Consider the following 14,074-nt stretch of genomic DNA (forward strand, 5'->3'; position numbering starts at 1 on the left):
TTTTATTTGACATGACTTTCTAATTCTTTTTGGTATTTATTGTTTGATTCCAATTTTTCTTTTTGCCATTTTTCAAGAGCTGCTTGGTATTCTTTAGCAGATACAATCTCTTTTTGCAATTTCATTCCCTTGAAGATGTATGGATCACCCTTAATACCAACTTGTGAGTATGGTTTAGAGAAAGGAACAATGTTGCTGACGACTGGTGAACCACCTGATGAAGCTGTTGGCATCAAGAGAGAACTATCAGTGAGCCATGCTTGAGCTTTAGCATATTTTTCATATCTCTTGTCCAAGTCGTTTGTCTCAGAAACTGCATCATCAAGGAGTTTCTTATATTCATCCAAACCTAGTTGAGCTACTACTTCTTTGTCTTTTCCTTTAGTGATACCAAGGTGTTTCATAGCAGAACCAGTTTTAGGATCCATGATATTGAGATAACTTGCTGGGTCTTGGTAGCTTGGCGCCCATCCAGTACTATTCAAGTCATAGTCTTTTTGAGCAGGAACACGTGCTTGAGATGTAATGCTTTCCTTCTCGTTATCAGTCATTTGAAGAACATCGATAACGACATTTTCAGAACCAAGAGTTGATTCGATTGATTGTTTAAAGGAATTGCTTTGTTGAACGGCAATGGTATCTGTCTGTTCAACTGGAACATCCAAGTGAATTGGGAAGGTTACACCTTTTGCTTCCAATTCTTTCTTAGCTTTTTCAAATGAAGCTTTGGCTTTGTCAGGATTGTAGATGGTATCTTTTCCGTCAACGAGCTCAACACCTTTCCATTGGTCTCCATAGTTGACCAATTCTTTTTGAGCGATATCACCAAAGTTTTTACCACCAGATTGAACGAAATTGTCTGGTACTAAGCTATTACGAATAATCTTGTCCGCACCATCTTCACCATTGAGCTGTGCAGCATAAGAATGACGGTTGAAGGCAAAGTTGATTGCTTGACGGAAGTCCTTGTTCAACATTGCTTCTTTTGTAGAAGTTTTCTGTTCTTCACTTGTTTTCGCAGTCTTATTGAAAGATTGACGGTTTACGTTAAAGGTAAAGTAGTAACTAGTTGAATCCTGTGGGCTGTATGTAATTTTATCTCCGTATTGTTCCAAAGTTGAGGCAAAGTTTGAGCTACTTGGGAAGAGGCGAGCTGTTGTGTAAACACCTGAAGAGAAGCTACGGATCAATGATTCTTGGTCTGAACCATCATAGTAGGTCAATTTAACCTTCTCGATTTTAACTTTCTCTTTATCCCAATAATTTGGATTCTTTTCGTATTCAATTAAAGATTTTGAAGTCAATGTCTTCAAGATATACGGACCGTTATAAAGAATACCAGCAGGGCTGACCGTTCCGTAATTCTTACCTGATGCTTTGAGGAATTCTTCATTTACTGGCAACATAGTTGCTGAAGTTACTTTTGAATTCCAGAAAGTTTCAGGTGCGTTTAGAGTGTACTGGACAGTGTAATCGTCCAACGCCTTAACCCCAACTGTTGAGAAGTCGTTAGTCTCACCAGTCATATATTCATTCAAGCCCTTGATTGAGTTTTGAATAAGAGTGACACCGTCTGATTTGCCATCTGCTACGTGTTTCAAACCAGTAACAAAGTCATGCGCAGTTACTTCAGAGTATTCTTCACCTTCTGAAGTATACCATTTAACCCCTTTACGAAGTTTATAAGTATAAGTCAAACCGTCTTGTGAGACACTCCAATCCTCAGCGAGGGAAGGAATCAAATTCCCATATTCATCGTTTTCCAACAAACCATCAACGACGTTACCGATGATATCAGTTGTTGAAGTACGAGTTGCGATACTGTAGTCCAAAGATGATGGATCTACTCCATAGACATAAGAGAAAGTTGTAGGCGCATCTGCTTCCTTGTCAGCTTTCCCACAAGCTACAAGAAGAACTGCTGTACTCAGGACCACTCCTGCTGTTAACATCCACTTTTTCGTTTTCATAAAGAACTCCTTTAATAATTTTTAATCTACTTTTACAATCCAACCTTCTGGTGCTTCAATGTCACCAAATTGGATACCTGTCAATTCATCGTATAGTTTACGAGTTACTGGACCAACCTCTGTTTCACTGTAGAACACATGGAAGTCATCACCGTGTTGTATTCCCCCAATAGGTGAGATAACTGCCGCAGTACCGCAGGCACCTGCTTCTACAAATCGATCAAGACTGTCAATTGGTACATCCCCCTCAACAGGTTTCAAGCCCAAACGATGCTCTGCCAAGTAAAGTAATGAGTACTTGGTAATTGATGGCAAGATTGATGGACTCAATGGAGTCACAAACTCATTATCAGCTGTAATTCCAAAGAAGTTTGCTGAACCGACTTCTTCAATCTTGGTGTGAGTTGATGGGTCAAGATAAATAACATCTGAGAAATGACGGGATTTAGCCATTTTTCCTGGCAAAAGACTAGCTGCATAGTTCCCACCGACCTTGGCAGCCCCTGTTCCATTAGGTGCAGCACGGTCATACTCATCTTGAATCAAGAAGTTTGTTGGAACCAATCCACCCTTAAAGTAATTTCCAACTGGCATCGCAAAGATGGTAAAAATATACTCCTCAGCTGGTTTTACCCCAATGATATCTCCAACACCAATCAAGAGTGGACGGAGGTAGAGGGTTCCACCAGTTCCATAAGGTGGTACGTATTCCTCATTAGCACGAACAACGGCTTTACAAGCCTCTACAAACATTTCTGTTGGAACTTGTGGCATCAAGAGACGATCACAGGTACGTTGCAGACGTTTAGCATTTTCATCTGGACGGAAGAGTTGAATACTGCCATCCTTTGTACGATAGGCTTTCAATCCTTCAAATGCTTGTTGTCCATAGTGAAGACTTGGAGATGATTCTGAGATATGCAAGGTTGCATCTTCTGTTAATTCTCCTTGAGTCCATTGTCCATCTTTAAAATAAGCGATATAACGATAAGGTAGTTTCATATAGGAAAAACCGAGATTTTCCCAATCGATCGTAACTGTCATGACAATCTCCTTTATTCTAATCAAGCTTTGTGTTCTATTCTACACTATTCTCCTAAAAATTCAAGTATTATTTGTAATTTTCTGAAAATTTTACTTATAAAAAATCAGTCACTAGGACCGATTTTTAATTTTCTTTGATTTCTTTGAGATAAGCATCAAAAACTTCTTCATCAGAAATAGTATCTGAGATAAAGCTTCCATTGCTTGTACGTTCTGATAGATTCAAATCTTGTAGGATTGATTCGTAAATCGTTCCATTATTTGATTGAATCACAAGTGTTTGTTCTCCATCTTCTACTTCTGTACTAAAGAGATCTCCAACAAATCCTTGTTCTGAGACCGCTCCAGCCAAGAATACGCGATGGGGTTTACTCTTTAATTCTCTCAAGACTTGAAGGCCACGATTGGCACGACTGGTTGCTGGAATTTCCTCTGTTGAAACACGTTTCAAGCTTCCACGTTGCGTCAAAAGATAGAAAGATGAAGTATTGCAGATAAAGGCTGATTGTATCACATCATCTGCTTTCAAGTTCATGGCTTTGACACCTGCAGCTTTGGCACCGATAACTGGCACTTCTTCGATGTTAAAGCGGAGGGCATAACCGTTTCGACTGATCAATAGAACATCATCCAATTTAATCGGAGCTACTGCTACAATCTGGTCAGTATCGTCTTTCAACTTAGCGTACTTGACAGATTTAGAACGATAGGTTCTCCATGGAGAGAATTCTTTGCGTTCTACCCGTTTGATTTGTCCAAGTCGTGTTGCTGCAAAATAAGTTGTCGCATCATCAAATTGATCAACAACTTCTACATAGAGCACTTCTTCATTGGTTTCAAAGTTTGTAATTGTTTGGCTCAAATGCTCTCCGATATCCTTCCAACGAATATCTACCAACTCATGGACTGGTCGATAAATGACGTTCCCAAGCGTTGTAAAGATTAAAAGATGCTGGGTAGTTTTCACATTTTGAACGAATAGCAATCGGTCATCATCTCGTTTACCAATTTCTTCTAAGGTTGAAGCTGCAAAGGAACGAGGGCTAGTACGCTTGATATAACCTGCCTTAGTCACGCTGACGTAAGTATCTTCTTCAGCGATAAGACTTGCTGTATCAATATCAATGACTTTTGCTGTATCTTCTAAAGTACTCAATCGAGGTGTCGCAAATTTCTTCTTGACCTCACGAAGCTCTTTTTTCATGAGATTGTACATAGTTCGTTCATCACCGATAATAGCTGCAAGCATAGCAATCTTTTCACGAAGTTCTGCTTCTTCTTCTTGCAAGACAACCACGTCTGTATTGGTCAAACGGTACAGTTGCAAGGTAACAATGGCCTCAGCCTGTTCTTCCGTAAATTCATAGCTGACCTTGAGGTTTTCCTTGGCATCAGCCTTATTTTCAGAAGCACGGATAAGGGCAATGACTTCATCCAAAATCGAGATAACGCGAATCAAACCTTCCACGATATGGAGACGTTTTTCAGCCTTTTCCTTGTCAAAGCGAGAACGCGCCAAGATGACTTCACGACGGTGGGCGATATAGCTAGACAAAATCGGTACAATTCCAACCTGGCGAGGCGTAAAATTGTCAATCGCCACCATGTTGAAGTTGTAATTGATTTGCAAGTCAGTGTACTTGAAAAGATAGTTGAGAACAAGTTCCGTGTTCGCATCTTTTTTGAGTTCTATAGCGATGCGAAGACCATCACGGTCAGACTCATCACGAACTTCAGCGATACCTGCCACCTTGTTATTGACACGGATTTCATCAATTTTCTTGACCAAGTTAGCCTTGTTGATTTCATAAGGAATCTCAGTGATAACGATTTGTTCCTTACCACCTTTAAGCTTCTCAATTTCCGTCTTAGAACGAACAACCACGCGCCCTTTACCAGTTTCATAGGCCTTTTTGATTTCGTCACGGCCTTGGATAATGGCACCTGTAGGGAAATCTGGCCCAGGCAAGAATTCCATCAGCTTTTCAACCTTAGCAGTTGGGTGATCAATCATGTAGACTGTAGCTTCAATAACTTCAGCCAAATTATGTGGTGGAATATCTGTGGCATAACCAGCTGAAATCCCAGTTGAACCATTAACTAAAAGGTTTGGAAAGGCTGCTGGCAAGACAGTTGGTTCTTTCTCGGTATCGTCGAAGTTCCAAGCAAAAGGAACTGTCTTTTTATCGATATCCTGAAGGAGGTAGCCTGCAATCTCAGACAAACGAGCCTCAGTATAACGCATAGCCGCAGGCGGATCTCCATCCATTGAACCATTATTACCGTGCATTTCAACTAGAATCTCACGGTTTTTCCAGTCCTGAGACATACGGACCATGGCATCATAGATAGAAGAATCCCCGTGTGGGTGAAAATTCCCCATGATGTTCCCGACAGACTTAGCCGACTTACGGTAGCTCTTGTCAAAGGTATTACCATCTTTATTCATCGAATAAAGAATACGACGTTGAACCGGCTTCAAGCCATCACGAATATCTGGCAAAGCACGATCTTGAATAATGTATTTGGAGTAGCGACCAAAGCGCTCTCCCATGATGTCCTCTAAGGACATATTTTGGATATTACTCATATAGGATACAAAGCCCGTAAAATGCAAAGTGAAAATAGGAAATTCTCGCAGTGAGCGATGCTCACAAGAAAATTTATCTTTTTCACACAGCATTTAGGGCGTGTTCAACTCCTTTCAAAAAATGTAGAGTAGATTTTATAGATAGGGTGTTCAGTTACTATAAATAACCAAACTATCCTTCTGTAGTTTAAAATTTTTATATCAGGTTAAAACACTTTAGTTTACTTAAATTTAGCTAGTAGGTACTTGTTCAACTTTTCTTTGAACAAAAAATAAATAGATGGAAGGAAGAAATGAAATAACAGAGGTCCCAATAAGCAATGCATTAAATACAGTTTGATGCCCTTGAAAAATTTCATTCCAATACATAGTATTAACAAGATGGAAGACTAAACCAATTAAGTAGCAAAAGCTAATAACTATCATCTTCCACCTTAATAGAGAATAGATAGAAGATAATCGAAGAGCATGGTAAATTACTGCTGTAATGAGCATTGGAAAACAAAAAGAGATTAAAAAGAATTGGAATCTTAAAACGTCATCAAAAAGCTCTGTGCGATCTATTGAAATAAGCCAAATATTACACAAGGTTATAACAATCGGGAAAAATAATCCATACACTCTTTTATTTAACTTATTTCTTTTAAGAGCTAGAAGAATAGAAAACACTATTACCAGAATTTGGATTCCTGGAAATCCCATAAAAAATATTGTAAATATAAAATTTAACATACTAGTTTAATCTTTCCTCCGCGTACTCAATCATCTTCTCAGCCATTTCATTATCATAATCAAACTCCATCTTTTGAGCAAGTTTTTGAGCTTCTTGATGGAAAAGTTGCATCGTAGCAAATAAAGTCTGAGTGATTTTCTCTAAACTTGAGAAATCAAGCAGATTCAAGAATTCCTTCTCCTTCTCAGCAGGCAAGTAGTTATAGAGATACTTGTAATTTTTACCGATGTCGACTGTTCCTTTATCACTTGCTACCTTCCAAGCCAATACCTTCAAGAGTTCTTGGTGACAAATGCCATAGAGATGATCAGTCGCATAAATGAGTTGCTTGCGATGAATCCCCTTAACCACATAGGCTGATACCCACCAAAATTCATTGCAGGCTTTTTCAAAATCAATCTCACTAGCTGGACTTGTCCAGTAACGCTGAGGATTTGGAGAATATGGCGCAAACAAGCCCTTATCATCTACTAAAACTGTGAAGCCAGCCTCACTATCCACCCACTCGTTGATATCTTCTTTAGGACAGAGGGTTAAATCAATGCGATTCCCATCTTCAAAAAGCATGAGAAATAAACGGCGATGTCCAAGAGTCACATTTTGCTCTACGATACGTTTGCCAAACTGGTCCAGCCAAGAAAGGTCACTCGTCAGATAATCCAAGTCATCCACAATATAGACAACATCATAGTCTTGAAATTCATCTGTTTGAATCTTTTGATTTGTACGCGAACCAGATAGAGCCACAGTATCAACCTGTATCTTTTTAGCTATTTGTATAATCAGGTCAAGCATTTCCTGGTCAGTTCTCATGTAGATCACCATCAGTTGCCTCTGGGTTCTGAATAACAACATCTTCATTTCTTTGCTTAAGAAGTTTCTGAACTCTTTTTCTTTCAAGCTCTCCGACCAAGAATTGAATGATAAAACTAATACCAAAAATTGGTAATAGCAAAATAATTCCCATTTCTTGCGCCAACATTATAAATAGTAGGTTCATACCTGATAAGATTGCTAAAAACCAGGCATTTATCTTAAGAAGTTTTGAGTAACTACTAGGATAATATCTGAGATGTTTGGTACTTTTATAAATAGCTGTAAAACTGAATGCTAAGCTAGCTGATGTGAAAATATAAAAGTCAAAAACATAAAAGAGCAAACCTGCATAAGGATTGGATCTTAAAGGATTATCAAATAAAAAGACACAGGTAGTTACTATGGTTAATAGTAAAAATTCAAGATAGCGACTTTGCTCAGGTTTACCTTGTTTGGCAATTATATACATAATTGCACCTAAAGCTAAGACTATGAAAAGAAATGAACTATCAAACAATAAACTTATCATGATTTATACCTCTTTTAGAGAGCTAAAATTAAGAAATATAGACGATTTTTCAGATCAATCCTTGAGACTGACGCCATCTATCATAGGTTTCAATGTCTGTTTTGACCATATTCATACAAAGTCCTAGAACCGCCATATCGTCCAAGTAACCTGCTAGCGGAATGAAATCAGGAACAATATCAATAGGAGCAAGGAAATAAATAAGTGCGCTTAAAACAGCTAAAATAGTCCCATAAGGAACCGTGGTATATTTTCCTTGAACATAATTTTTCACCAAAGAAATCATGACTGGGATCATCGAAAATTTCTTTCCAACAAATGGCATATTGTTAATTTTTTTCTCCAAACGGTACAAAAAGTCATCTAATTCATCTTTATCATTTAATAATGCTTCAGATTGTGCATAACCACTTTCAAGAGCTTCTTTTACTTGCTCTTCACTTAGATTTTCAGACATAACTTGTCCTCCATTTGTATTTATATCAAACTTTAAAACACTGTCGCTTCTTCAAATGTAATTTTAAAACTAGTTTTTGATTTTTTAAACCACTATGTCTAGTCTGTATTAACCTTATCATTAGAATTCACTTATCTTTTATCTGGAATCATAGAATAACTTGCAGTAATTGCAACATTTTCATCAAGAATATGTTTCAATTCATCCAAAGCTTTTCTAAAATTTGTAATCAAACTTGGAGAAATATTCCAACAATCTTGTTCAGTATTAGTAATATTATTTCTATACTTTGTAATTTCCTCATCCATATTTTGTACTCTTGAAAATATAGATTTAGATTCTGGCCTAGTTTGCGTCTTATCTTTTATCAATGGATTTTCACATATACTTCTAACTACAGCTAGTTCGATTGTTGTTGTATCTTGTAAAAAATCCTGTTTTGTTGTCTTTGTTGATAATTTATTAATAGCTTCTTTAGCTCTCACAATTTCATCTCTAAAGAATATCTCCTCTTTTATCTTAGATATTGTTTTTGATCTTTGTTCTTCAATATTTTTTACTTCAGTTAGTACTTGAAAATTAATAAAGATAGAAAATATACCAAATAATCCAGATAAGATTCCAATAAACGATATGGTTCTTTCAACATCAAACACCATCCCATTATCAGAGATAAATGCTAAACAAATTGATACTACAGTTAAAAAAACAACAATTCCTAGCACCAATTTTTTATTTCCTATTATGTTCAAAACACCATCTCCCCACTCTCCTCAAGAGTAAACTTGACATTATCCTCAATCCATTTACGACGTGGTTCGACCTTATCACCCATGAGGACATTGACGCGACGTTCTGCGCGTGCTAGGTCTTCAATCGTAACACGGATGAGGGTGCGAGTTTCTGGATTCATGGTTGTTTCCCAGAGCTGGTCCGCATTCATTTCACCAAGACCCTTGTAGCGTTGAAGGGTAGCACCTTTACCGAACTGCTTGCGAAGTTCTTCTAGCTCACCATCTGTCCAAGCGTAGGCCACTTCTTCTTTCTTACCTTTCCCTTTTGACATCTTGTAAAGAGGTGGAAGGGCGATATAAACATGACCTGCCTCAACTAGTGGACGCATATAGCGGTAAAAGAAGGTTAAGAGAAGTGTTTGAATGTGGGCACCGTCGGTATCCGCATCGGTCATGATAATGATCTTGTCATAGTTGGCATCTTCAAGCGAGAAGTCTGCCCCTACACCAGCACCGATGGTATAAATCATGGTATTGATTTCTTCATTTTTCAGGATATCAGCCATCTTGGCCTTGGCTGTATTGATAACCTTACCTCGAAGAGGCAAGATAGCTTGGAACTTGCGGTCACGACCTTGCTTAGCAGAGCCACCGGCAGAGTCTCCTTCGACTAGGTAGAGTTCATTCTTAGCTGAGTTTTTAGACTGTGCTGGGGTTAGTTTCCCAGAAAGCAAGCCCTTGTCTTTCTTATTTTTCTTACCATTTCGACTCTCATCACGCGCCTTACGTGCTGCTTCACGAGCATCGCGAGCCTTGATAGCCTTGCGAATGAGATTGGAAGCCAGTTCACCATTTTCCATAAGGAAAAAAGTCAACTTATCAGCCACAATTCCATCTACGACAGGACGAGCAAGGGGACTTCCTAGTTTATCCTTAGTCTGTCCTTCAAACTGCAAGTGTTCTTCAGGAACTAAAATAGAAAGAACGGCTGCTAATCCTTCACGGTAATCGGACCCTTCAAGATTTTTATCCTTTTCCTTGAGAAGACCTGTCTTACGGGCGTAGTCATTCATGACTTTGGTAATAGCAGACTTAAGTCCTGTCTCATGCGTTCCACCGTCCTTAGTGCGAACGTTATTGACAAAGGACAGGATGTTATCTGAAAATCCATCGTTATACTGAAGGGCTACTTCCACTTGGAAACCATTGTCTTCCCCTTCAAAGTAGAGAACTGGTGTCAAGGTTTCCTTGTCCTCGTTGAGGTAGGAAACAAAGTCCTGAACTCCATTCTCATAATGGAACTCGATTGACTCGTCTGTTCGCTTGTCCATTAATGACAAGGTTACATTTTTCAAGAGAAAGGCTGACTCATTGAGACGCTCTGAAATAGTATTGTACTTGAAATCAGTCGTAGAAAAGATACTAGCATCCGGCATGAAGGTCACTTTGGTACCTGTTTTAGACTTAGGTGCCGTTCCAACCTTTTCAAGAGTTGTTACTGGCTTCCCACCATTTTCAAAGCGTTGCTTGTAGACTGCACCATCACGAGTGATTTCTACTTCAAGCCAACTAGAAAGGGCATTGACAACAGAAGAACCAACCCCGTGGAGACCGCCAGAAGTCTTGTAACCACCTTGACCGAATTTTCCTCCAGCGTGAAGAATGGTAAAGATGACCTCAACCGTTGGAATCCCCATAGCGTGCATCCCAGTCGGCATCCCACGTCCGTGGTCTTGAACCGTTAAACTTCCATCTTTATTAATCGTTACATCAATACGATCACCAAATCCAGACAGAGCTTCATCGACTGCATTATCGACAATTTCCCAAACAAGGTGATGTAGCCCAGCACCGTCAGTTGATCCAATATACATCCCTGGACGTTTACGGACCGCATCCAACCCTTCTAGCACCTGAATGGCGTCATCATTATAATTGTTAATATTGATTTCCTTTTTTGACACAAGGAACCTCCTATTTGTTCATCTTTTCTATTTTACAGGTTTTCTAGGGATTTTGCAAAATTTTCAAGTTAAAAAGCCTATTCACAAGTCCTTTTTAGTAAAAAAAGCACTCATTTCCACCCTAAAAAAAGAAACCAAGACGCGAGTCTCAGTTTTCTTTTCCTTTAACTTGGCTTGTTGCTATATCTTCACCAAACCATTTTTGGCTAATTTCTTGGAATTTACCTTCTTGATAGAGTTCCACAAAAGCTTTATTCAAATTTGCTAGCAAGGTCTTATCAGCTGGTCTCACACCAACTGCAAAAGACTCACTCTCAAAACCAGCAGGAAAAATCTCATACTGGTCTAAAATCCCTTCAGTTTCAAGATAATAATTGGCGTAAACACGGTCAATTAAAAGGGCATCAATCCGATCATTTTGCAAGTCAATCAAGGCTTCGTTAAAACTCTGATATTGGTTGGCTTTTTGATCTTTTACGATATTTTTTAAGAGCTCTGGTTGGGCTTCGAAATCTATATAACCAGAAGATCCTGCCTGGGCACCCAAAACCTTGCCTGTCATATCAGATACTGATTGTATATTCTGAGATTTCTTAGAGACTAGAACCTGCTGATTCTCCATATAAGGAATGGTAAAAGCAACCTTCTCACGGCGTTCATCAGTCGCTGAATATCCATTCCAAATAGCATCAATGGTCCCATTTTGAAGTTCTGTTTCCTTCATATCCCAATCAATGGGTTGAAACTGTACCTTGAAACCAAGTTTCTCGGAAACAGCCTGGGCTAAATCAATATCAAATCCAGCATATTGCCCATTCTTTTCTTCAAAGCCCATGGGAACAAAGGTATTGTCAAACCCGATAGTAACTGTACCCTGTTCTTGGTATTTGTCCCAATTATCGACTTTGGGATCACTAGCTTTTTGTGTGCATCCTACCAGGAAAAAAGCCAGAAAGAATACAAAAACAAGGCTGATTTTCTTTCGATTCATAGACACCTCCTACTTAGGCTCTACTTTGAGAATCTGGTCAGCAATATTCTCTGCAAACCGGAGATCGTGAGTCACGACTATCTGAGTCATGCCTAATTCTCGATTCTGTAGAATCAGTTTTTCAACCTCAAGACGCAACTCAGGATCAAGGGCTGAAGTTGGTTCATCATACCCAATCACTTCAGGATCTATCATCATAGCGCGCGCTAAGGCAACCCGTTGCTTTTGACCACCAGATAATGAGTATGGATAAGCATCTGCATGAGCTTCGAGTCCCAGACGAGTTAATAAGTCGACCGCCTTCTTCTTTGCATCTGCTTCAGACATCCCCATAGTCTTGATAGGTGACAAAATCAAGTTTTCCATAACGGATAAGTGAGGAAAAAGCTGAAAATCTTGAAAAACAAAACCTAACAAGTGGCGCTTTTCAAGTTCATCCAAAGGTAGGGATTCTCCATTATAAAAAATCTCTCCCGAATCAATGGTTTCTAGTCCAGCTAACATTCTAAGCAAGGTAGTCTTCCCACCACCAGAAGGGCCAACAATGGCCAAAATTTGCTTTTCAGGAATTGTTAAACTGAAATTGGATAAAATTTCTTTTTTTCCAAATTTTTTGCTGATATTTCTTAACTCTAACATGGTTAACCTCCTATCTATAGTAGCTGAACTTCTTCTCAAGTTTCTTAGCTAGGATTGTGACGATACCAATCATAAGCAGATAAATAGCTCCTGCTAGAAACATTGGAATCAAGCTAGCATCACGATTGGCTGCAGTACGACTGGCTAGGATTAAATCTGAAATACCGAGTGCATAGACCAGAGAAGTATCCTTAACCAAACTCATAGCCTCGTTAAATACACTTGGTAAGACAATCTTGGTCACCTGTGGCAAGATGATATAGCGAACGGTATCGATAGGCTTAAATTTCAAAACCTTAGCTGCTTCGTATTGCCCCTGAGGAATCGTTGCAATCCCTCCACGGAAAATTTCAGCAAAATAGGCTGCATAATTAAGCGTGAAGGCAATAATCGCAGCTGGCACCCGATCAAGTCGAATTCCGATACTTGGTAGGACATAATAAATAAAAATTAGTTGCAAAAGCAAGGGTGTTCCACGCATCACCCAGATATAAACATCAATTATGTAATGGAGGGGTTTCCAATGGACCTGTAAGCAAAAGGCAACCAAAATGCCTAAAGGGATTGAAAAAAGTAAGACCAGTGCAAAAACTTGTAGAGTCATTGTTGCACCGCTCAATAAACTTGGTAATATCTCGAATAAGTAAGACATACTCCACCTCCTAAAAATAATTGTTCCCATTATAGCATAAATAAACACAAAATCAAGGATTTTCTGAAATTTCCATGAATTTTTAAAACTTTAGCCTTAATTTCCGAACAATAGTTTTCCTAATAAAACTTTTCTACTTACTTAAAGTTTCAGATGTCACAATTTGAGAAAAGATTCCTTTCCGTTTCTCTCTCATTTCATGGTATAATAGAAGCATGATGACAATAGTATTATTAATTTTAGCTTATTTATTGGGTTCTATCCCTTCAGGACTGTGGATCGGGCAAATCTTCTTTAAGATTAATCTAAGAGAACATGGTTCTGGTAATACTGGAACGACCAATACCTTTCGAATCTTAGGTAAGAAAGCGGGTATGGCAACCTTCGTGATTGACTTTTTCAAAGGAACCATCGCAACCTTACTCCCACTTATCTTTCATGTTCAAGGTGTTTCACCTCTAGTCTTTGGCCTTTTAGCTGTGATTGGGCATACCTTCCCAGTATTTGCAAGCTTTAAAGGAGGAAAGGCTGTCGCAACTAGTGCTGGAGTCATTTTCGGATTTGCTCCTCTATTTTGCCTCTATCTAGCAGTTGTTTTCTTCGGAACTCTTTATCTAGGAAGTATGATTTCTCTCTCTAGTGTTACTGCTGCCCTTGCTGCTGTACTTGGGGTGATCCTCTTTCCACTTATCGGTTTCCTACTGCCAAGTTACGATTTATTATTTGTAGTGATTATCCTAGCCCTCGCAAGCTTAATTATCATTCGCCATAAGGATAACATCAATCGTATTCGTAATAAAACAGAAAATCTTGTTCCTTGGGGACTAAATCTTACCCATCAAAAACCTAAAAAATAAAGCGTCAGTTTGAACTGACCCCAAAAAGTTAGACAATTAATTTATCCAAAGGATTTAGTTCTGTATTGCACAGGACTGAGTCCTTTTAGTTTTACCTT

14 protein-coding genes are annotated in these 14,074 nt (G+C 38.8%); 1 reads left to right on the top strand and 13 read right to left on the bottom strand.

Features of this window, described 5'->3' with window-relative positions; all coding sequences use genetic code 11:
* Positions 1-2: 2 nt before the first annotated feature.
* The 12 genes from HMPREF1116_RS09345 to HMPREF1116_RS09395 form a co-directional block, all read right to left on the bottom strand.
* Positions 3-1,970, bottom strand: coding sequence for a peptide ABC transporter substrate-binding protein (locus HMPREF1116_RS09345; protein WP_000850450.1), 1,968 nt, complete (start codon positions 1,968-1,970; stop codon positions 3-5).
* A 21-nt stretch (positions 1,971-1,991) separates the two neighbouring features.
* Positions 1,992-3,014, bottom strand: a complete 1,023-nt coding sequence (locus tag HMPREF1116_RS09350; protein ID WP_000219011.1) for a branched-chain amino acid aminotransferase — start codon at positions 3,012-3,014, stop codon at positions 1,992-1,994.
* A gap of 124 nt (positions 3,015-3,138) precedes the next feature.
* The gene (gene parC / locus HMPREF1116_RS09355; RefSeq protein ID WP_081478802.1) at positions 3,139-5,604 is read right to left on the bottom strand and encodes a DNA topoisomerase IV subunit A; all 2,466 of its coding nucleotides are present in this window, start codon (positions 5,602-5,604) and stop codon (positions 3,139-3,141) included.
* A gap of 231 nt (positions 5,605-5,835) precedes the next feature.
* Positions 5,836-6,336, bottom strand: a complete 501-nt coding sequence (locus HMPREF1116_RS12405; RefSeq protein ID WP_000931495.1) for a hypothetical protein — start codon at positions 6,334-6,336, stop codon at positions 5,836-5,838.
* A gap of 1 nt (position 6,337) precedes the next feature.
* On the bottom strand, positions 6,338-7,150 hold the full coding sequence (locus HMPREF1116_RS09360) for an aminoglycoside 6-adenylyltransferase (protein WP_007555702.1): 813 nt from the start codon (positions 7,148-7,150) through the stop codon (positions 6,338-6,340).
* Positions 7,140-7,682 (bottom strand): hypothetical protein, encoded by a 543-nt coding sequence (locus HMPREF1116_RS09365; RefSeq protein WP_000624502.1) that lies wholly within the window; start codon positions 7,680-7,682, stop codon positions 7,140-7,142. Before HMPREF1116_RS09365 ends, HMPREF1116_RS09360 begins: the two co-directional genes overlap by 11 nt.
* A gap of 49 nt (positions 7,683-7,731) precedes the next feature.
* Positions 7,732-8,139, bottom strand: a complete 408-nt coding sequence (locus tag HMPREF1116_RS09370; protein ID WP_001293716.1) for a YkvA family protein — start codon at positions 8,137-8,139, stop codon at positions 7,732-7,734.
* A gap of 131 nt (positions 8,140-8,270) precedes the next feature.
* Positions 8,271-8,891 (bottom strand): hypothetical protein, encoded by a 621-nt coding sequence (locus tag HMPREF1116_RS09375; RefSeq protein ID WP_001021287.1) that lies wholly within the window; start codon positions 8,889-8,891, stop codon positions 8,271-8,273.
* Complete coding sequence (gene parE / locus HMPREF1116_RS09380; RefSeq protein WP_000037268.1) at positions 8,888-10,837, bottom strand: DNA topoisomerase IV subunit B; 1,950 nt, start codon at positions 10,835-10,837, stop codon at positions 8,888-8,890. The genes HMPREF1116_RS09375 and parE overlap by 4 nt, the downstream gene beginning before the upstream one ends.
* Before the next feature lie 148 nt (positions 10,838-10,985).
* Positions 10,986-11,828, bottom strand: a complete 843-nt coding sequence (locus HMPREF1116_RS09385; RefSeq protein ID WP_001080332.1) for an amino acid ABC transporter substrate-binding protein — start codon at positions 11,826-11,828, stop codon at positions 10,986-10,988.
* A gap of 9 nt (positions 11,829-11,837) precedes the next feature.
* Positions 11,838-12,467 carry an amino acid ABC transporter ATP-binding protein gene (locus HMPREF1116_RS09390; RefSeq protein WP_000891775.1) on the bottom strand — a complete coding sequence of 210 codons (630 nt, stop codon included), beginning with the start codon at positions 12,465-12,467 and terminating at the stop codon, positions 11,838-11,840.
* A gap of 10 nt (positions 12,468-12,477) precedes the next feature.
* Positions 12,478-13,119 carry an amino acid ABC transporter permease gene (locus HMPREF1116_RS09395; RefSeq protein WP_000120847.1) on the bottom strand — a complete coding sequence of 214 codons (642 nt, stop codon included), beginning with the start codon at positions 13,117-13,119 and terminating at the stop codon, positions 12,478-12,480.
* A 215-nt stretch (positions 13,120-13,334) separates the two neighbouring features.
* Here HMPREF1116_RS09395 and plsY point away from each other — a divergent pair, with 215 nt between their 5' ends.
* Positions 13,335-13,976, top strand: coding sequence for a glycerol-3-phosphate 1-O-acyltransferase PlsY (gene plsY, locus HMPREF1116_RS09400; RefSeq protein ID WP_007555707.1), 642 nt, complete (start codon positions 13,335-13,337; stop codon positions 13,974-13,976).
* 41 nt (positions 13,977-14,017) lie between these two features.
* Here plsY and HMPREF1116_RS12580 read toward each other — a convergent pair.
* Positions 14,018-14,074 (bottom strand): IS3 family transposase (locus tag HMPREF1116_RS12580; RefSeq protein WP_350354496.1); only part of this gene is annotated, 57 nt, incomplete at its 5' end.

The organism is Streptococcus sp. SK140 (assembly GCF_000259525.1).
In the GTDB taxonomy this organism is placed as follows: domain Bacteria; phylum Bacillota; class Bacilli; order Lactobacillales; family Streptococcaceae; genus Streptococcus.

Coding starts and splice junctions, on each gene's coding strand:
- HMPREF1116_RS09395 (WP_000120847.1), bottom strand. CDS start 13,119: ATGTCTTACTTATTCGAGATATTACCAAGTTTATTGAGCGGTGCAACA.
- HMPREF1116_RS09385 (WP_001080332.1), bottom strand. CDS start 11,828: ATGAATCGAAAGAAAATCAGCCTTGTTTTTGTATTCTTTCTGGCTTTT.
- HMPREF1116_RS09350 (WP_000219011.1), bottom strand. CDS start 3,014: ATGACAGTTACGATCGATTGGGAAAATCTCGGTTTTTCCTATATGAAA.
- HMPREF1116_RS12405 (WP_000931495.1), bottom strand. CDS start 6,336: ATGTTAAATTTTATATTTACAATATTTTTTATGGGATTTCCAGGAATC.
- HMPREF1116_RS09365 (WP_000624502.1), bottom strand. CDS start 7,682: ATGATAAGTTTATTGTTTGATAGTTCATTTCTTTTCATAGTCTTAGCT.
- plsY (WP_007555707.1), top strand. CDS start 13,335: ATGATGACAATAGTATTATTAATTTTAGCTTATTTATTGGGTTCTATC.
- HMPREF1116_RS09345 (WP_000850450.1), bottom strand. CDS start 1,970: ATGAAAACGAAAAAGTGGATGTTAACAGCAGGAGTGGTCCTGAGTACA.
- HMPREF1116_RS09390 (WP_000891775.1), bottom strand. CDS start 12,467: ATGTTAGAGTTAAGAAATATCAGCAAAAAATTTGGAAAAAAAGAAATT.
- HMPREF1116_RS09370 (WP_001293716.1), bottom strand. CDS start 8,139: ATGTCTGAAAATCTAAGTGAAGAGCAAGTAAAAGAAGCTCTTGAAAGT.
- HMPREF1116_RS09360 (WP_007555702.1), bottom strand. CDS start 7,150: ATGAGAACTGACCAGGAAATGCTTGACCTGATTATACAAATAGCTAAA.
- parC (WP_081478802.1), bottom strand. CDS start 5,604: ATGAGTAATATCCAAAATATGTCCTTAGAGGACATCATGGGAGAGCGC.